Raw genomic sequence first — 19,769 nt, forward strand, 5'->3', positions numbered from 1 at the left:
GAGCATGTCAACGTCGGCGACGCGGTCCCGCGGGGGACCGCGTCGATGTAAGATCGGTATGAAAACAACCGTACTAGTGACAACCAAATGCAGGGCGGAGCTTCTCTGCGTTCTTTGCGTTCAAAAAAAAAGCCACACAATGGGTTTAGAGGCAACTTCTTGCAGAGCGAAGCTTCCTGCGTTCAGATAAAACCCTACACAGACCATACTGGAGACAACTTCGCGGTTGTTCACCCGTTAAGCAATAGACACTTCTTTGCAAAGATAGACATCCTGAATAGCATTCGTAAGCTTGATCCCCTCATCCATTGGACGCTGAAATGCTTTTCTGCCCATTATCAGTCCCATTCCACCCGCACGCTTGTTGATCACTGCAGTACGGATTCCATCCTGCCAATCGTCTTCTGTCGATGCACCGCCGGAATTAATAAGACCTACTCTTCCATTATAGCTATTGATCAGCTGATACCGCGTCAAGTCAATGGGATTATCCGAAGACAGCTGGGAATACATCAGATCACTATATTTCCCATAGCTGCCTTTCTTATCTTTGTTTAAGGCCTTATACCCGCCATTATTTGTCGGGAGTTTTTGCTTTACAATATCCGCCCCTATTGTAGCGCCTAGATGATCCGCTTGACCTGTCAGGTCTGCACTTGTATGGTAATCTACTCCATCTACTTTGAATGCGCTGTTACGAAGGTAACACCACAAAATGGTTGCCATCCCCAATTCATGGGCATGAGCAAATGCTTCACTGATTTCTTGAATTTGACGCGGACTTTCAGGGGAGCCAAAATAAATGGTAGCTCCTACTGCGACAGCGCCCATATCATAAGCTTGCTGCACATTAGCAAATAAGACCTGGTCGAATTTGTTTGGATAGGAAAGGAGCTCATTGTGATTTATTTTGAGGATAAATGGAATTCTATGTGCATAGCGGCGTGCTACATTGCCTAATACTCCCAATGTGGAAGCTACGCCGTTACATCCTGCTTCTATCGCCAATTTAACAATATTTTCCGGGTTGAAATAGAGTGGATTAGGTGCAAAGGATGCGCCGGCTGAATGCTCTATGCCTTGATCAACGGGGAGAATGGAAACATAGCCTGTTCCTCCTAAGCGTCCGTGATCAAACAACCGCTGCAAATTCCCTAAAACACGCACATTGCGGTCGCTAAACATAGTGACTTCATCGACCCAGTTTGGATTAGGGAGCACTAAATCTTTTTTTTTGATAGTCTGCGATGTATGGTCCAATAAATCGTTTGCTTCTTTTCCTAGAAAGGAGCGGATTTGGTCATAATTAAGTGGTCCTGATTGTTTTTTTGCAGCAGACATTTTTCCTCCATTCGACATTATTTTATCTGTCTTTCTAACCTAAACCTCCTATTCTTTTCCAGCTTGCTGCTTTCATGTGAAGAGAATAGAATAACGTATTAAAAGGGTAATCATGGATATATATCATCAGCTTGAAGTAAAATCTGAAGATCCCATCTTAGGCATACCTGCCTTATTTAGGGCTGATACACATGCCCAGAAGGTTAATTTAGGAATCGGATCCTACCAGAACGAAGAGGGAAAACCTTTCGTATTCAAGTCTGTCAGGGCCGCTGAAAGTCAGATTTTTGACAGTCAGATGGATAAGGGATATCTTCCTATCCTTGGTGATAAGGTATTTATTGAAGAAGTAAGCAAAGTTATTTTGGGCGAAGACGCCCCCTGTCTTACGGAGAAGCGATTTATTGCGGCGCAATCTATCGGCGGCTCTGGAGCAATACGTATCGCAGCTGAAATGCTATTTTTTTGCGGAATAAAAAAAATATTCATTCCTACCCCCAGTTGGCCCAATCACCATACCCTAGTTTGCCATGAGGGTATTCAAACTGAGCTTTGTCCCTATTACGATAATAAGACACGCCAGATAGATTTTGATAAACTTTGCGACAGTATCTCACACATGCCTGCTCGCAGTGCGCTGCTACTGCAAAGTTCTTGCCATAACCCTACAGGCATAGACTTAAGCAATGATCAGTGGACGTCTCTATGTGCGTTATTAAAAGGAAAGGACATCGTACCCATCATCGACATGGCTTATCAGGGTATGGGAGACAGCTTAAGTGAGGATGCTTTCGGCTTGCGTCTATTTGCAAAAGAACTTACCCCCCTATTCTGCATCTCTTTCTCCAAGAATTTTGGCCTTTACGGCGAGCGGACAGGCCTATTCGGCTTAGTCCTACCCGACACAGAATCTACAAAAAAAGTTGAAAGCAATTTAAAAGTCATCGTTAGAGCAAGCTATTCCAACCCCCCACTTTATGGAGCGCGGATCATTAGAACGATATTGCAATCTCCCACATTGAAGCTTATGTGGGAGCAAGAGCTTACTGAAATCCGCCACCGTCTACGCGTATTACGAAAAGCTATTGTAGATGAACTTAAACAACAAAACCCCCATACCGACTATTCTTTTTTCTTAGGAGGCAAGGGTTTCTTCTCCCTCACCGGATTATCTAAAGAACAAGTACTAAGTCTGCGTGAAGAAAGCGGCGTATACATTCCTGAAAATGGCAGGATCAATATTGCCGGCTTGAACCAAAGCAACATCCCCCTCGTAGCCAAAGCCATAACACTTGCAACTCGATAATGAAAAAACGGTCCTATACTTACCTGATTTTGCCTTTAGCGGCCCTTATCCTAGTGCTGAATATCTCTCGGATGCAAGTGGAGAATATCCAAGGATGGGTGATGAAAATTTCCGCCCCCCTTTGGAATATTTTTCAAAGCCCTGAACCTTCTACAGATATCTATTATCCAGATACGATTGCTTCGTTAGAAGCGGAAAACAACTATTTGCGCACATTGATACAACAAGAGCTCCAACTCTTGGATAAGTTATCCACAGCAGCTTTTGATCAGGCGACAGACAAACACCGTAGAATTTTGGAAGAAAATCTACGTCAGCAGTTGGAAGGACTCCCTGCTCGCGTTATATACCGCACTACAGCCGCATGGAATAGTTCGTTATGGATTGATGTCGGTACTGAAGACAACCAGACAGTCGGATCGCCCGTCATCTCGAAAAATAGCCCCGTCCTTTCTAAAGGCGCTGTTGTCGGTGTGATCGACTATGTGGGGGAAAAACAAAGCCGAGTGCGATTAATCACTGATTCAGGCCTAACAATATCTGTCAGGGCAGCCCGCGGAGGCTGGCGGGATCAATGGTTAGCAGAGATGCTAAATACCCTTCAAAGGCAGCTTTCCTCCCGCAACGAGCTATTTGATGCTTCGGAAGAAAAAGACCGGATGCTGGATGACCTGGCTATGCTCGGGGGCAAACTTCAATCTGAAGCCGGCACCATCCTTATGGCTAAAGGTGAGTTAAATGGTTCCAGCGCCCCTTTATGGAGATCCCCTGGTCAGCGCTTAAAAGGGATCGGTTTCAACTATGATTTTCCCGATGAGGAAGGCCCTGCCCGTGATTTGCGTTCAGGAGCACCTGAAGGCTCTATAAACCAAGACAAAGCCCTACCCGTCCTCAAGGTAAAAGATCTACTCATGACAACCGGCTACGATGGGGTTTTTCCCCCAGGACTCCCCGTCGGAGAGGTAGTTCACATTCAGCCCTTAGGCGAAGGGGATTATTACTATAGCCTGGAAGCATTACCTGCAGCGGGAAATCTTGACGACCTCTCTTATGTTCTAGTATTACCTTCCAATGGCTACGATAAGTCAGACCTTCCTCCACCCGTACTGTGGGATAACCGCACTAAGTTAAATAAATTGAAATAAAGCCTAATCGACCATGAACAAAACTATCGGCATCTGTGTGTTAACTTTAAACGGAGAAAAGCATCTTCACTCTTGCCTTACTCCACTTCTTAAATCTGATTTAAAGCCTCGTGTTCTCGTTATCGATTCTTCCTCCTCCGATCTAAGCGTCTCTATCGCAAAGTCACTAGGGGCTGAAACGTTAGTGATCCCACGCCACCAATTCAATCATGGCACCACTAGGGAAATGGGACGCAAACATTTAAATACAGATATTGTAGTGATGGTGACGCAAGACGCCTATGCCTGCGATGAGTATGTCCTAGGGAAACTAGTCCAACCTCTTTTAGAAGGGAATGCCTCCGCATCTTATGCACGTCAACTACCTCACAGCGGAGCAGAGATCTTTGAAAGTTTCCACCGTCAGTATAACTACCCTCCCGAGAGCGAACTTCGCACCTTGAAGGATTTACCTAAGAAGGGCAAAAAAATCTATTTTTTCTCCAACTCATTCTCATGCTACTTGAATTCTGCTCTAGATGAAATCGGGGGATTTGAACATCTCCTCCTAGGAGAAGACACCCTCGCTGCTGCACGCCTGCTTCATCAAGGACATGCAATAGCATATACTGCGGATGCCCTAGTGCATCACTCCCATCGTTATGGACTAAAGGAAGAGTTCCAACGCCACTTCGATACGGGCTACGCGCGCTACAATTTTGATAAAGTGATTGCCTGCACCCAAAGCGATAACGCTCAGGGAAAAGCTTATATGCAAAAATTGATGCAGTATGCATGGCAGCATTCCCCGCAATCGCTACCTTATGCCGTTCTTCTCATCCTAACCAAATGGACGGGATATACTCTCGGTCGTTGGGGACATAGGATGCCCCCCTCCTACAATAGGTTCTTCAGTGCATATAAGGGTTTCTGGCAAAGAAGTTGAAAAGAACCCTGCGTAACTGTATAATTCTTCGCATGGACTGATAGCTCAGTGGATAGAGCACCCGCCTTCTAAGCGGGTGGTCGTAGGTTCGAGTCCTACTCAGTCCGAATTCTCTATGGGAGCGGCTATGGGAAAAAAATCCAGCATTTCCCTGCAGTCTAAGGAAGCACTACCATCAAATGTGCTTATAGGTGAGCACGTCCCTTTATTTTCCACCTTTTCTTCTCTTGATAAGTATTTTGAAGAATTCAATTCGCGTGCTTTTAAGTCGATGTGCCGCCGCAGGCAATTTCGCAGAGTAAATCAAATTCTGCTTAATTTACTTCAAGAAGCTCCTCATGACGCATACTTACTTACCGCTGTCGGAGGGTTCATTGGACGGATCAACAAAGATAAAGTCTTCAATGAAACATATACCTTTGATCTGTTTGAATTTTGGCTTAATCACTTCAACGATCTTCCTCTAGAAGAGAAATATAAAATCAGAGCAAAAATTTCCGGAAAATTTCTGCCCAGAGAAGCTTACCAAGCCCTATTCCCTATTGGCGGCGGAACGATCTATCCCGGAACGCATTTTGTCACTGCCCATCTTTCTCCCGATATGGATACTACCATTGCCTCTTTCTGGGGCTGGAACGATGCTTTTTCTGCCGGGATCGGTACCGGACAGCATCTGTGGTGCCTGCCGGGCGGCCCCCCGCCTTCTCCCATGACACGTGTCTTTAATGACCTTTGGGGCGAAAATTTCTTCCAAGTATTTGCACGGACTTCCCTGACCCTCTCATTAAACGCTCAGGACCTTGTCAACCAAAAGAATTTTTTCCGCAAAAAAGGCGAGAACTCCATCAACACTATCGAACACCGGCTGGACGAACACGCAATAGTGTTGGTGGACGATAACGGGCACTTCATCGGAGATTGGCGCAGTTCGGATGTTGAACCTGTCAGACAGGTATCTGTCCTCTTTAAATCATGCTTGCACTGGTTTGAAAATAATCTGCATATCAAGATGATCTCGCTATTTGCCACTTCCGGACTACACATCGACCAAGTACAAGCCTTCGCCAACCTCCTCTGCGATACTACCATCGAGCAGTCTGAACCCGTCCAAGAGTTCACTGAACAGCAGAAGGAAACGCTTGATAAATTACTTTCACGTGTCTTAAACCTTCCTCAAGGTTTGAAAGCCTCTTTCCGCGATCTTAGCGAAGCGATGAATACCTTTGAAGTCTATGAATTCGGCCTCTTCCTAAAAGAGTTGGATAATCTAACCTTCTCTCCACTCTTTGATACTCAAGGCAACCTTGTCAATGACACCTCAGGTATCCTTAATCTGATCGAAAGAGTCATCATCCAGCTGGATATTGCTATCCATTGCATGAGATTGCATGTGGAACGTCTGGATACTGCAGTAGCAATCAAACGCCATGTCTCCGTAGATGCGCCGGACCCATTCATCACCTTAAAAAGCGATGTGGAAGAAATCCGGATGCGGATGAAGTCATATAACTTTCTGACAGTGCTAGTGGAAGATGAAAATGATAAAATGTATCCCGTCGGCGTCATCTGGGCCACCGATCTACGTAAACCTACGTTAGGCACAGTCTCCTTACGCGATTTCAGCAGTTTTGAAGAGGTTAGAATGGCACCATACCTTTCCATCATCAGTGTCATCGACCATCACCGCGCTGCCTTTAGCACACCTTCAACACCTATGGCAATCATAGGCGATGCGCAATCCAGTAATGTGCTCATCGCTGAGATTGCTTGTGAACTGAATAATCAATATAGCCTGGGCGGCATGACGCAAAAAAACATTGATGCCCAGTTGGCTGAACTCGCTAAAGCCCCGCAATCTGTTAAAAACATACGCCTCCAACGCCGCCTTCTACGCAAAGCCTCCATCCTTCACAATAGATCAGACTTCTATGTACACCCCCAGCGTGAATTTGCTGAATATCTAACTTTCCTTTACGGAATTTGCGATGATACGGATCTTCTCAACAAGGTCACACCGCGTGATGTGCAATGCGTAGCTAAAATCTTAAACCGCATGAAATCTATCGTTGAGGGTAAGGAAACAGAAATCATCGATTTCGACAACATCCCGCAAGATGCATCTTTTGCCAGACAGGCTGCAAAACGTATTCTCAAAAGCCCTGATATGTTCTCTATTTATAGTAAGATCTTTATGTCTAAGGAGAAAGACATTGAAGAACAGCTATATCTCTGCGGCAACGGTAAGCCATCCGAGCTATTCGCTGACACCAAAGAACAAAACAAATGCTGTAGGATCGGACAGATTAAGATATTCAGTTCCAATATTGTTTCTTACCTTAAATATCGCGATTCCATCTTGGATTATTGGCTCACCTCCTCCTATGACGTTGCCTTTAACCATCCGGAAATCGATTTGCATATATTTATGATCAGCACTATTGCTAGCGCTGCTGAAGTGTATGAAGACCGCCCCGGCAGCACTTCTCATCAGGATGAACTCTGGTTCTGGGGACCTAATACTCGCCAAGCCTTCAACCACCTCTCAAGTTTTTTACTTGCATTCCAAACATTGCCGGAGCTACAAAACAACCACCCTATGTTGGAACTTACACCACAGGAAGAATTTTCCCATGAAGTGGAAGACATCTTCCGGCGTCACTTTCTTAACATCCCTGTAAAGAAACTTCCTGAATCATCAGCAAAATTAAAGCCCTGGGCAATTCTTAAATATGATGCAGGGACGATCAACTCCCGCAAGTCAATGATTACACCCTATCTTCCGCGCGCCATAGCTTAACCATCGCCGCTGCTTAAAGTTAAATTAAAGATATTTTTTGAGATTGCGGTGTCCTGAGGGAAAGGGAAGGGTATGCACATCCTCTACCTTAACCCAAAGATAGCCTTTTATGTCGCTTTGAATAAGTACTCTTATTTGATAGGCATAAAGACAGGCTTGGTAATTTGTGAATCCATGTTTTTGTACTGTCAACGGATTGATCCGGTCTACCGTCATACCATGGGCATTCAACCATTCTATCAACGGGTCGGCAGTGGAAGGCACGTCGACGACTTGAACGTAAGGGAATTCATATAATCCCCCCATTATCTTTCCCTCCTGCACTTTTCGAATCAGGATAGAATCATTAGCCCAAACGATTCCTGTGATACGATGAAGTGGGATAGTAGCAGCCCTATCCTTCTTTTTTGGAATAAGAGCTGTTTTTTTTTGGAGCCTAGCGACGCAATTCTCTTGCAATGGACATTCTCTGCAGAGAGGCTGACGGGTGCAGACTTTCGCACCCAGTTCTATTAAGGCTTCCGAGATAACCCACGGATCTTCATCCGGTAATAATTCCTCTACAGCACGCAAAACCTGAGCTTGGGTGGATGCTTTCGAAATTTCTTCCTCTATACCATAATATCGGGCTACCACCCTTTGCACGTTGCCATCGATAGCGGCAGCTTTCTTATGGAAAGCAAAATTCAATATCGCCCCTACTGTATAGGGCCCCAGCCCTTTTATTGATCTTAAAGCTATCGGACAACAGGGAAGCTCGCCCTCAAAGTTTTCTAAAACGTATTTTGCCCCTTCATGGAGATTCCTAGCGCGGCTATAATAGCCTAAACCTTCCCAAGTCTTAATAACTTCTTCTAAAGGTGCTTTTGCAAGACTTTTGACATCAGGAAAACGTTCCATCCAGAGGAGATAGTACGGGATAACGACGGAAACTTGGGTCTGTTGCAGCATAACCTCTGACACCCACACTTGATAAGGTGTAGGATTACCACGCCACGGAAGATCGCGGGCATTGTCTAGAAACCATTTTCTAAGTTTTTTTACTGCGTTTTTACTCAACTTACACTACTTCAATATCCACATTTTCAATATCCACATTCATTTCCCTTTCCATGCCGACTACAATGCTCAGAGAGGCAAAAACCATATAACCTAAAGGAAGGACGTTATTTGAAATGCAATATTTTGAGCATATTCCCATTTCACGTTCGCTTGTTAGATCACTATAACAATCTGTAACGGCTTTTCTTAACAACAGCCCTTGAACAAAACTGCCTGCGTTCAACATCAGGGCCAGACTCTTCTGCTTTAAGTTTCCAGGAACGCGTATCTGAAAACATTTATAAACTCCTCCCGCAGTAGCTACGGTGAGAAGGATCACATTTTTAACATTCCAGTTTTGGATGTCATAAACATCTAAACACTCTGATGTACCCTCATAAGCGATATAGCCGATAAAGCCTGCCTGGGCTAACTCATTAATCAACGTCACTATATCTTTATCTACACCCACTCTATCACAGAGTACTTGGCAAGATGTTGCAACAGTATTTCTCACTGAACTTAACAATGACCTAACTAAAGCGGCCATAATTTAATCCTTGATTCTGAGTAAAAGAGAACTACTTTGGAGTCTCTCTTTAAGTCTCTTTTCCGTCAATTTTTTGGGTAAGGGGAATTATCCTAAATTTTGGAGAAAACGTACCGAAGTATGAGCTATCGCCCCATCCGGTACGTCTAATTAGAAATGTGGCTCATCTTAAAACTACCTATACTTTAGCTTTTCAATGCTCGTCTTCCAAGATTTCCAAGCTAACTCGAATGCCATTGCGACTAGCAACCGACATTAACAAAGTACGGATAGCGTTAATTGTTTTACCTTTTTTGCCAATGATTTTACCGATGTCGGATTTCTCTACTGACAATTCGATGATCAGGGTTTGAGTCCCCCCAATTTCATTAATCTTTACCTTGTCTGGGTGATCGACTAGGTTTTTTACTATGTAAGCTACAAATTCTTTCATAGCTCGATCCTTGTTTAACATTGTCTGTTTTCGATAGATGAAGAAGTAGTTCTTCTTCAATTGTTATGTTATCTTATTAATAGATAAATTATCTACTTAAAAAATTTTCCTTCTTTGATCTTAACTTATTGTCCCTGAATAATCAGGACCCTTCTCTACCAGAACAGTCACGGGTCCGTCGTTATTAAGTTCAACTTTCATGTCGGCCCCGAATATTCCAAACGCCGATGGAAAATGAGCTTTTTTCAATTCTTGAATGAAAAATTCGTAGAGAGTTAATGCTTGGGATCCCCCTGCAGCGTGGAAAAAATCAGGGCGCCTTCCTCTAGAGCAGTCGGCATAAAGAGTGAATTGGCTTATAAGTAGAATCTCGCCTTTTACATCCTGGATGGAGAGATTCATTTTATCTTCCATATCATTGAAAATACGTAAGTTAAGTAATTTATTGATCAACCATGGAATAGGTGCGGCAGTATCATCACGATGAATCCCCAGAAGAACAAGCAATCCCTTCTGAATTGCGGAGACACGCTCACCTTCTACCGTTACACTTGCAGAGCTGACACGCTGTATCAATAAACGCATGACTAAAAACAGTATTGGGGTAATTGGCGGGATAGGAAATTTTGCATGTCGATAGGTGGGCGTGTTTCAAAGCTTAAAGGATGCCCTGTGATAGGGTGATTAAATCTAAGTTTCCAGGCATGCAGCATTTGTCTTGCAGCTTGGGTATTGGCGCCATAGAGCGGATCGCCTATGAGCGGACATCCAATATGTTGGAAATGTACGCGGATTTGATGGGTCCTGCCGGTATGAAGCGTTGCGGCAACGACACTGATGCCTTGGTGCGAATGCAAGGTGTTTAAGAGAGTCAAGGCATGCTTGCCCTCAGGTCGGACAGTCATTCGTTGCCTTTGCACGGGATGGCGCCCAATAGGTTCATTTATCTCCCTTTTGCCAGGGTTGCCTTTGCAAATGGCGAGATATTCTTTATAAATCTGACGTGAGGAAAAAGCTTCGATGAGTTTTCTTTGCGCAGGTAAATTTTTCGCTGCGAGCAAAAGGCCGGAAGTATCTTTATCTAAGCGGTGTACGATTCCAGGTCTTAGGGAATCATCTTGCTGAACGTTACAGTGAAACAGGAGAGCGTTCACAAAAGTGCCAGTCCAATTGCCAGGAGCGGGATGAACGACCATGCCGGCGGGTTTATTGATAACTACGATGTGATCATCTTCAAAAAGAATTTCAAGGGGGATGTTCTCAGGAATCAGGTCGGGAGGAGCAGTATTTTCGAATTGGACCTCGATTTCCGAGCCTGAGGGGATCAAGATCCTTTTTTTAGTTTGAGGCTTCCCATTAACGGAAACAAAGCCTTTTTCAATGAGATTTTGAAAATAGGTGCGTGACTGCAAAGAGGGATATTGTAAGACGAGCAGCTTATCCAAGCGTAAATTATGCAATTCGTCACTTACAGTAAATAGATCTATGGAGGAATCGAGGAACAAGATAGGAGCCTTTATTTTTCTAGAGAGTGGACAATAGGAACAAGTTGAAGAGGTGTGGTTTCATAAGGGAAATTGGGAACGAGTTTTTTTAGAATGCTATAGATGTTCAGCTGAAGAAGTTCCAGCGTGGAGGTTTCAGTAATAGGGCCTACGGGTTTACCTAAGTACTTATTACCTTCATTTTCAATACTTTGGAGATAAGCTTCCCCCTCTTGAACATATAAATCTATCATACGGGGGTCTAATGATTTCAAAGCGGCAGAAAAATGTTCATCCACCGGAAAGCCAAAAAACATATCTATCTGGACATATTGCATTCTAAAAATCCTAGGTTAAGAATCGCGATGTTTTTTGTTTTCTTGTTTTATGCGTTCGTTCGAATCATTTTGTCTTTTGAAGAAAGTTGTCATACTTCCTTGCAGCATCAGATCATATAATTTAGGGTATTTTCTGCGCAGCTCCCCTAGGCTACTGAATGATGTATCTGATCCACTTACGGATTCTTTAGTTCCACCATTTGAACTGACTGCATTAGCTGCGGTGGTTGCGTCTGCCTCAACAGTTTGAGCGCCGGGAGCCACTGATGCGGCTGCTGCTGCTTCTTGTGACATACTTACCTACTTTTCTGTAAGTTTACAGAATTTTATCTTCTACTAATTATTATTATACTAAATATTGATAAACTATCAAACTAATAATCAGCATCTTATTTCAAACTAACATTTTGGGATCACAATCGTGGGTAATAAGTAAGCAGTCAATGATCATTGGTAATTCGAATCATACACGACATCGGGATTAAATCCATTTCTGACTAACAATCCATATTGTTTACGAGGATCGCATTTTTTCTTTCCAAGGAGGGCTTTGGCTTTCTCCGTCTGTATTTCTCTAGGATAGTGTTCGGTAAGGAGTTTGTCTGACAAAGAGGAAGAAATGCCTTGGGCATACAGTTTTTGTTTAATCCAACGCGGCCCGCGGAAGCGTTCCATTTCACGATGAATCAATCGAATAGCATATTCTTCATCGTTAATGTAGCCGGCTGCTGTGAAGTCGTTGATCACTTGATCGACGACTTCTTCAGAAATTTCTTTTTCGATAAGGGCTTTGCGTAGTTTATTTCCCGACTGACTTTGACGAGTTAACTTGCGGACGGCTTGTTTTTTTGCGAAAGAATACTGGTCTTCATCGTTCATTTAGCTTCCTTCGTTGCAGGAGCAACGATTTTTTTCACAGCACGGTTAGCTACTCGGATTCCTTTTGCTGTAACACCTTTGATAAGAACATCGTCAAAAGCAAAGTTGACCATCCCGATTTTCTGTCTGACGAGAGGAACAAAATGCACATCAATGACAGTTCCGGGTGCCGTTCCTAAATAGAGGAGTTCTGAATCCTCTTCGAGGTAGAGATAAAGCTTATCCAACATGTATTGGGAGACTACAAAACGTTTTGCAAACGCCATACGTGTCTTAGTGGAACGGTAAAGCACATTGAAAACCGTTTTTTTGTCAGCGATACCGACATATACAGGTTGTTTGCCGTCTTGGTGGATATAGTTTTTTTCGGGTAGATTCATCACTTGATAGGAGCCATCCTTGAAGATAAACAGGAGTTTATCAAAGTTGGTACATTCAATGAGATGGCCGGAAGCTACTTTGGTTCCGACAAATCCTGCTTGTGCATCGTAGTAGACCTTAACGGCTTGGGTTTCTACAGCACGTTTATCGATCTGTACTAAAGCTTGTACTTCAGTTTTACGAGGAAAAAGCTTTCCATACTTCTCGATAAGGCCTTCAATATAATGGATAGTGAATGCTACAACATTTTTGAGGCTTTTCTCAATTTGAGAGACTTCTTTGCGATAGGATTTGATATCTTCCTCATTCTGACGGCTATCATAACGTGAGATGCGCCTGATAGGAATGTTCAGCAGACGCTCTCTATCTTCGTGCTCTGGAATGCGTGTCAATTGGGAATGGAAGGGCTCAAGCTTAGTACGCAACACCTCATGGATACTCTCCAAAGTTGTCTTTTCTTCAATGTGCTTATACATGCGCTCTTCGATGAATATCTGCTCTAGGGTGCGGTTGAAGATCTTCTCGATGAGGGCATCTCTTTCTATTTCCAGCTCGCGCTTCAGGTAACCTTCAAGCTTTTCCGTGTTATAGCGCAGTATCTCCTCTACATCCATTTCACAAGGCATATTATCCTTGATCAAAAGCATTTGGGGATGGAGGGTTACTTCGCACTCAGTATAGTGATATAGAGCTTCAAGGACTTCTTCAGCATAGTGGCCTCTCGGGAGCTTAATCTCGACCTCTACCTTTTCTGCTGTATAGTCATTGATCGCTTCCAGCTTAACTTTGCCCTTTTTAGCAGCCTCATCGATAGAGCGGATGAGGGATTCCGTAGTGGTTCCGTAGCAAATATCGGTAATGACAATTGTTTTAGGGTCTTTTATCTCTAAGCGTACGCGCAGACGTACTTTTCCTTTGCCGTTATTGTAATTACCCGCGTCCATAATCCCGCCGGTAGGAAAGTCAGGAACTAATGTGACGTTTTTATTATTGAGAATATCTATCTGGGCTTTCAGCAACTCTGTGAAGTTGTGGGGTAGAATCTGTGTAGACATACCGACAGCGATACCTTCGGCACCTTGCATTAATAGGAGAGGAATTTTTGCAGGCAATGCAACAGGTTCCTGGTGTCTGCCATCATAGGAGGGGACGGTAGCTGTAAGGTCCGGATTGAATAATGTATGGAGGGCGAGTTGTGAAAGGCGTGTTTCGATGTAGCGGGCAGCTGCAGCAGGATCACCGGTATAAATGTTACCAAAATTCCCTTGCTGGTCTAGCATGTAACCTTTGTTGGACAGATTGACTAAGGCTTCATAGATCGGAGCATCTCCGTGGGGATGGTAAGCCATTGTCTGGCCAACCACATTGGCGACTTTATGGAGTTTGCCATCATTCATCATCATCAATGCGTGCAGGATCCGCCTTTGCACCGGCTTGAGGCCGTCTTCAATCTTTGGTACGGCCCTTTCTAAAATAACGTAGGAAGCGTACTTAAGGTAATGGCGCTTCATGAGTTGTTTAAGGTCTTCCATCAGAGTTCTTCTTCGCTAATCAGGTTATCCATAATAAATTGTCTGCGTTGGGGAGTATTTTTCCCCATGTAAAATTGCAGCGTAGGCTTGATGTCGCCGAGGTGGTTGACTGTGACTGGGATAAGGCGGATATCATCGGCGATGAAGCGTTTGAATTCTTGAGGAGAAATCTCTCCCAGACCTTTAAAGCGGGTAATTTCGATACCCTTTTTCAAAACCTTGATCGCTTTTTCCTTTTCCTGATCGCTGTAGCAATAAATTGTTTTTTCTTTATTGCGTACTTTGAAGGAAGGGGTTTCTAGAATATAGAGGTGGTTATTGAGGACCAGTCCATCAAAATACGTCAGGAAGAAGGTGATGAGCAGGTTACGTATATGCATTCCGTCCACATCGGCATCGGTTGCTAGAACGACTTTATTGTAACGCAAGTTAGAGAGGTCTTCCTCAATATTGAGCGCGCTCATTAAATTATACATCTCTTCGTTCTTATAGAGCTGGTCCAATTTCATGCCGAAAACATTGAGCGGCTTTCCCCTTAGAGAGAAGACAGCTTGTGTCATCGGATCTCTTGAGGCCACGATGGATGCGCTGGCACTATCCCCTTCCGTGAGGAAAATCATTGTTTGATCGCCTCGGCCCGATTTATCTTGGTGATGGTATTTGCAATCGCGCAGCTTGGGAATTTTGAACGAAATTTTCTTCTGTTTTTCCTTAGCTTCTTTTTTAACTGCTGCCAGTTCTTTACGCAGCTGTTCGTTAAAAGCGATCCTTTCAATTAAACGTTTGGCGACTATAGGGTTTTTGTATAGGAGGTCGCAAACGGCGGTTTTGATTTCCTGGACTAAAGGGACGCGGATCTCGGTATTGCCTAGCTTGTTTTTGGTCTGCGATTCGAAGACAGGGTCTTTAACTTTGACCAAAATAGTGCCTACAATCCCTTCGCGTAGATCGACACCTTGGAAGTTTTTCTGGGCAAATTCATTGACGCCTTTAAGTAAACCCTCGCGATAGGCGGAAAGGTGGGTTCCCCCATCGGAAGTATATTGTCCATTGACAAATGAGTAGTAATTCTCGCCATAGCTCTGAGTATGGAGAAAAGCGAATTCCACAGTTTTGCCGCGGTAATGCAGGGGTTCATATAAACGCTCTTCCTCGCCCACTTCTTCATTTAACAAGTCCAAAAGGCCATTTTCAGACGCAATATCCTCACCATTATAAACCAAAGTCAATCCCGTATTCAAATAGGCATAATGCCACATTCTACGGCGTATATTTTCATCTTGATAAGCAAATTTATGAAAGATCTCGATATCGGGAATAAACTCAACATAAGTCCCCGTCGGCTCTTGCGACTTTTGTTCCTTTTTATTGAGCAATTTACCGCGGCTGAAAACAGCTTCCACCATTTTCCCCTCACGGAAGCTGCGCACAATGAAATGGCTGGACAAGGCATTGACTGCTTTAGTACCTACACCGTTCAAACCGACGGAAAATTGGAAAACGTCGTCATTGTATTTAGCGCCTGTATTGATCTGGCTAACGCAATCGATCACTTTGCCTAGAGGAATGCCCCGTCCGAAATCGCGCACTTGGACTAAACTTTGTGCAAAATCCAAGTTGATCTCAATCTTTTTGCCATTGCCCATGATAAACTCATCTACACTGTTATCTATCACTTCTTTCAGCATGACATAAATCCCGTCATCCGGATTGGATCCATCGCCTAAACGGCCGATGTACATTCCGGAACGCAATCTTATATGCTCTAGGGGAGCGAGCGTCTGTATGGTTGTTTCGTCGTAATCTTTCATAATTTTTTTGTCTTGTTGCGCTGTGAAAGATAATACATTAGGATTAGGAAATCTAGTCTTACGAGGTCAATCATGTCAAATTATGAATTCTTAAGGGATAAATCCATCCTAATCACGGGAGGAACAGGAAGTTTAGGACGGCAGCTCGCAAAAATCCTTCTTACCGAAGCAAATCCCCTTAAGGTAATTGTTTTTAGCAGGGATGAATGGAAGCAATCCGAGATGCGCGCAAGCGAGCCTCTCTTCAACCATAAAGCGATGCGCTATTTTCTAGGCGACGTACGTGATCCGCAACGGCTTGTCCGTGCCTTCAATGAAGTGGACTACGTGATACACGCCGCAGCTTTGAAGCAAGTTCCTGCGGCAGAGTATAATCCCACGGAATTCGTTAGAACGAATATCGACGGGGCAGTAAATGTGATCAATGCGGCTATAGACTGCCGCGTACGTGCTGTGATGGCCCTTTCCACAGATAAGGCCGTCAACCCTGTTAACCTTTATGGAGCGACAAAGTTATGCTCCGATAAGCTTTTCGTCGCGGGCAACTCCTATGTCGGCCGTCAAATGGAACCAAAGCTAAGCGTTGTACGCTATGGTAATGTGTTAGGAAGCCGCGGAAGCATTATCCCTCTCTGGCAAAAAATGGTGGCAGACGGGGCAACCAGCCTACCTATCACAGATATGCGGATGACCCGTTTTTGGATCTCCATAGAGCAGGCAGCGCATTTCGTGTTGAATTGCTTTAAATACCTTGTGGGCGGAGAAATCTTCGTCCCGAAAATTCCAAGCATGCGTATTGTGGATCTTGCACAGACTATTGCGCCTAAGCTGCCTCATGACATCATTGGGGTACGTCCAGGTGAGAAACTCCATGAAGTGATGATCACCCCCGAAAACGCCCCTAATACGCTCGATTGCGGGGACTATTATGCCATTTTACCTGCCACCCGCGCTAATGATAATGAATATATTAAAAGATTTCAGAAAGGTAAAGAGACCCAGTGGGTACCTGAAGGATTTAATTATGCTTCCAATACCAATGATAAGTGGTTGAATGTGGAATCTTTGCGCAAACTTATCCATTGAACCACTTAAAAAATATTCGTAAAGTCCTGCTCGGATGCTTTACGAATATTTTCACAAAACTCATTTGGGTATAAAACATTTATTTTGATATAAAGTATTTTCCACATCACGGCACTAGGACCACGCATGCGTGTTGGCGTACTCGGCATTAACCATAAGTTAGCATCCCTAAGCTTGCGCGAAGCTATTGCAGCAGCGTGTAATAAGTATTTCGGATCAGAGAAGATCGTGCATGCCGGACATGCTTTCCTGTTATTATCTACCTGCAACCGCACGGAAGTTTATTTTGCTTCGGAAGATCCGGCCCAAGCACACTCCTATATTTTATCCCTTTTACGGGAAGAAGTAGAAAGCGACTTCGAGCAGAAAATCTACTCTTTCTTCGGTTATGACTGTTTCTATCATCTAACGCGGGTTACAGCGGGATTGGATAGCGCCATACTTGCGGAAACTGAGATCCAGGGCCAAGTGAAGTTGAGTTATGAGCATGCTACAGGAAAATCCTCTCTGCCGCCTGAACTCCATTTTGTTTTCCAAAAGTCGCTGCAAATCGCAAAACAAGCGCGTCATACGCTGCTGAACCAATTTTCAAATACTTCATTAGAACAATTGATGTGGCGACTTTGCACTGAACAATTTAAAGAAAGTCCCAAAATCCTATTCATCGGTGCATCCCAAGTAAACGTCAAGGCGTTAAACTATATTAAACGCAGAGAATATGGCGAGTTATGGATTTGCAACCGCACCGACAGCAAAGCACAGGAAATTGCTTCCCAATCTGAAATTTCTTATCTCCCTTGGGAAGAACGTCATATGTGGAGTCATTCTGATGTCGTTTGCTGTGCCACTAAGTCCCCTACTCCCCTTATCCAGGGCAGAACTCCAGGGATTGCAACACGTCTTTTCTTTGATTTGTCCGTTCCTAGAAATATTGCACCCGAGATGGCAGAATTAGGATTACTCTTTGATATTGATCAGTTGCAAGCAATGGTCCGAAAACAGCAATCGCATCTTGGAAACGCAGTCATACAAGCAGAGAAGCTTGTCGGCAATGCTACCCTCTGCCATTTAAAGAATTGGCAGCGCCGCGATCATGTGCGTCGCCAGCTTGCCTATGCATAATAGATCTCAAAAACACACAATTAATATCCATGAACATTAGATAAGCTATAATTTATTATTAATCAACAGTTTAAATAATTTTTATTAATAGATCAGTCAGAAAAGTGGGATAAATATTATAGTAAATTAGAGAAAGAAGAACGGCATTAGTTTGCCGTTCTTCATAAAGATAAGATGTAAGGTTAATTCTAAAAGTCAGCATTTCCGGGATAACGGGGGAATGGGATAACATCGCGGATATTATCCATGCCGGTAATAAACTGTACAAGACGTTCAAAACCTGCACCAAAACCGCTATGAGGAATGCTTCCATATTTACGGAGTTCCAAATACCACCAGTAATCTTCTTCATGCATTTTAAGGTCGTGCATACGTTCCTTCAGATAGTCCAGCCTTTCTTCCCTTTGGCTGCCGCCGATAATTTCGCCGACGCGTGGAACGAGTACGTCCATAGCACGCACGGTTTTGTTATCTTCATTCATACGCATGTAAAAGGCTTTAATATCTTTGGGATAGTCGGTGATAATGACGGGCTTACCGAAATGCTCTTCTGTAAGGAAGCGTTCATGCTCAGTTTGCAGGTCAATGCCCCATTTGACAGGGTATTGGAAAGTCTTGCCTGATTTCTCGAGAATGCGGACGGCGTATGTGTAGGTTGCGTGTTCGAAGGGAGTCTTTTGAACGAGCGTCAACCTTTCAACAAGACCATGGGAGACATATTTGTCGAAGAAGTGCATATCTTCGGCATTATGCTGCATGACATAATTGATGAGGTACTTGATATAGGCTTCTGCGCATTCCATATTGTCTTCTAATTCTGCGAAAGCCATTTCAGGTTCAATCATCCAAAATTCAGCCAGGTGGCGAGAGGTATTGGAGTTTTCTGCGCGGAAGGTGGGTCCGAAAGTATAGATATCGGAGAGTGCCGAAGCATAGATCTCGCCGTTGAGCTGTCCGGATACTGTTAAGAACGTAGGCTTGCCAAAGAAGTCTTGGGAGGAGTCTACCTTGCCATCTTCGCCACGAGGAAGCTTTTCCAAGTCGAGGGTAGTGACACGGAACATTTCGCCGGCGCCTTCGCAGTCGGCCCCTGTGATGATTGGAGTATGGATATAGAGGAATCCCCTCTCCTGGAAAAACTTATGCGTAGCGAACGCAAGGGCATTGCGCACACGTGCTACAGCACCAAGAGTATTTGTTCTTGGGCGAAGGTGAGCGATAGAGCGCAGGAATTCAAAAGTATGTCTTTTCTTTTGGAGAGGATAGCTTTCGGGATCGCATTTGCCTAGGATCTCAATTTTATCGGCTTTTAATTCCAGAGCTTGGTTTTTCCCGGGGCTTTCAACTATTTGTCCTGTGACGGCAATGGAAGTTCCTGTCGACAAGCTTGCGATGAGGCTGTCGTAGTGCGCCATTGTAGGTTCGGCAATGACTTGGAAGTTGGTTAAAGTGGAGCCGTCGTTCATCTCCACAAAGCTGAAAGTTTTCTGATTACGGACGGTGCGGACCCAGCCTTTGACAGTGATTGTCTTACCTATAAGTTCTTCTAGGGGCTTTCTAGGGTTTTTTAAATCAACAATTCTTGTACGCATATATTT

At 44.0% G+C, this 19,769-nt stretch carries 18 protein-coding genes and 1 tRNA gene; 7 read left to right on the forward strand and 12 right to left on the reverse strand.

Annotated elements, in window-relative coordinates:
• Window positions 1–237: 237 nt before the first annotated feature.
• Window positions 238–1,341: a class I fructose-bisphosphate aldolase gene (locus tag WC222_08000; GenBank protein MFA6916325.1), complete on the reverse strand. Its 1,104-nt coding sequence runs from the start codon at window positions 1,339–1,341 to the stop codon at window positions 238–240.
• Window positions 1,342–1,453: 112 nt separating this feature from the next.
• Between WC222_08000 and WC222_08005 the strand changes: the two genes are divergently transcribed.
• From WC222_08005 to WC222_08025, 5 genes are all read left to right on the forward strand, one after another.
• The gene (locus WC222_08005) at window positions 1,454–2,647 is read left to right on the forward strand and encodes an aromatic amino acid transaminase (protein ID MFA6916326.1); all 1,194 of its coding nucleotides are present in this window, start codon (window positions 1,454–1,456) and stop codon (window positions 2,645–2,647) included.
• Complete coding sequence (locus tag WC222_08010) at window positions 2,647–3,792, forward strand: rod shape-determining protein MreC (protein MFA6916327.1); 1,146 nt, start codon at window positions 2,647–2,649, stop codon at window positions 3,790–3,792. Before WC222_08005 ends, WC222_08010 begins: the two co-directional genes overlap by 1 nt.
• 13 nt (window positions 3,793–3,805) lie before the next feature.
• Complete coding sequence (locus WC222_08015) at window positions 3,806–4,717, forward strand: glycosyltransferase (GenBank protein MFA6916328.1); 912 nt, start codon at window positions 3,806–3,808, stop codon at window positions 4,715–4,717.
• Window positions 4,718–4,751: 34 nt separating this feature from the next.
• Window positions 4,752–4,824 (forward strand) — tRNA-Arg (locus WC222_08020).
• A gap of 20 nt (window positions 4,825–4,844) precedes the next feature.
• Window positions 4,845–7,514 (forward strand): hypothetical protein, encoded by a 2,670-nt coding sequence (locus WC222_08025; GenBank protein ID MFA6916329.1) that lies wholly within the window; start codon window positions 4,845–4,847, stop codon window positions 7,512–7,514.
• A gap of 24 nt (window positions 7,515–7,538) precedes the next feature.
• Here WC222_08025 and mutY read toward each other — a convergent pair whose 3' ends face one another.
• The 10 genes from mutY to WC222_08075 all read right to left on the reverse strand — a co-directional run bounded on the left by mutY (window position 7,539) and on the right by WC222_08075 (window position 15,963).
• Window positions 7,539–8,573, reverse strand: coding sequence for an A/G-specific adenine glycosylase (gene mutY, locus WC222_08030; GenBank protein MFA6916330.1), 1,035 nt, complete (start codon window positions 8,571–8,573; stop codon window positions 7,539–7,541).
• 1 nt (window position 8,574) lies between these two features.
• Window positions 8,575–9,105: a hypothetical protein gene (locus WC222_08035; GenBank protein ID MFA6916331.1), complete on the reverse strand. Its 531-nt coding sequence runs from the start codon at window positions 9,103–9,105 to the stop codon at window positions 8,575–8,577.
• A 193-nt stretch (window positions 9,106–9,298) separates the two neighbouring features.
• The gene (locus tag WC222_08040; protein MFA6916332.1) at window positions 9,299–9,538 is read right to left on the reverse strand and encodes a KH domain-containing protein; all 240 of its coding nucleotides are present in this window, start codon (window positions 9,536–9,538) and stop codon (window positions 9,299–9,301) included.
• Between the two features lie 120 nt (window positions 9,539–9,658).
• Window positions 9,659–10,123 carry a D-aminoacyl-tRNA deacylase gene (gene dtd, locus WC222_08045; GenBank protein ID MFA6916333.1) on the reverse strand — a complete coding sequence of 155 codons (465 nt, stop codon included), beginning with the start codon at window positions 10,121–10,123 and terminating at the stop codon, window positions 9,659–9,661.
• A gap of 2 nt (window positions 10,124–10,125) precedes the next feature.
• Window positions 10,126–11,043 carry an RluA family pseudouridine synthase gene (locus tag WC222_08050; protein MFA6916334.1) on the reverse strand — a complete coding sequence of 306 codons (918 nt, stop codon included), beginning with the start codon at window positions 11,041–11,043 and terminating at the stop codon, window positions 10,126–10,128.
• An 11-nt stretch (window positions 11,044–11,054) separates the two neighbouring features.
• Window positions 11,055–11,360, reverse strand: a complete 306-nt coding sequence (locus WC222_08055; protein ID MFA6916335.1) for a hypothetical protein — start codon at window positions 11,358–11,360, stop codon at window positions 11,055–11,057.
• Window positions 11,361–11,375: 15 nt separating this feature from the next.
• A complete protein-coding gene (locus WC222_08060) occupies window positions 11,376–11,654 on the reverse strand; it encodes a hypothetical protein (protein MFA6916336.1) in 279 nt (92 codons plus the stop codon).
• 153 nt (window positions 11,655–11,807) lie between these two features.
• Entirely contained in the window at window positions 11,808–12,239 is a 432-nt protein-coding gene (locus WC222_08065) for a RecX family transcriptional regulator (GenBank protein ID MFA6916337.1), read from the reverse strand.
• On the reverse strand, window positions 12,236–14,152 hold the full coding sequence (locus WC222_08070) for a DNA topoisomerase IV subunit A (protein ID MFA6916338.1): 1,917 nt from the start codon (window positions 14,150–14,152) through the stop codon (window positions 12,236–12,238). Before WC222_08070 ends, WC222_08065 begins: the two co-directional genes overlap by 4 nt.
• The gene (locus WC222_08075; GenBank protein ID MFA6916339.1) at window positions 14,152–15,963 is read right to left on the reverse strand and encodes a DNA topoisomerase IV subunit B; all 1,812 of its coding nucleotides are present in this window, start codon (window positions 15,961–15,963) and stop codon (window positions 14,152–14,154) included. Before WC222_08075 ends, WC222_08070 begins: the two co-directional genes overlap by 1 nt.
• Window positions 15,964–16,035: 72 nt before the next feature.
• Between WC222_08075 and pseB the strand changes: the two genes are divergently transcribed.
• Both pseB and WC222_08085 read left to right on the forward strand, forming a co-directional pair.
• On the forward strand, window positions 16,036–17,049 hold the full coding sequence (pseB, locus tag WC222_08080; GenBank protein MFA6916340.1) for a UDP-N-acetylglucosamine 4,6-dehydratase (inverting): 1,014 nt from the start codon (window positions 16,036–16,038) through the stop codon (window positions 17,047–17,049).
• 126 nt (window positions 17,050–17,175) lie between these two features.
• Window positions 17,176–18,171, forward strand: coding sequence for a glutamyl-tRNA reductase (locus WC222_08085; GenBank protein ID MFA6916341.1), 996 nt, complete (start codon window positions 17,176–17,178; stop codon window positions 18,169–18,171).
• A 188-nt stretch (window positions 18,172–18,359) separates the two neighbouring features.
• Here the strand turns inward: WC222_08085 and asnS are convergent, their stop codons facing one another.
• On the reverse strand, window positions 18,360–19,763 hold the full coding sequence (gene asnS, locus WC222_08090; GenBank protein ID MFA6916342.1) for an asparagine--tRNA ligase: 1,404 nt from the start codon (window positions 19,761–19,763) through the stop codon (window positions 18,360–18,362).
• Between the last annotated feature and the right edge of the window lie 6 nt (window positions 19,764–19,769).

This window comes from Parachlamydiales bacterium (assembly GCA_041671045.1).
Classification (GTDB): domain Bacteria; phylum Chlamydiota; class Chlamydiia; order Chlamydiales; family JABDDJ01; genus JABDDJ01.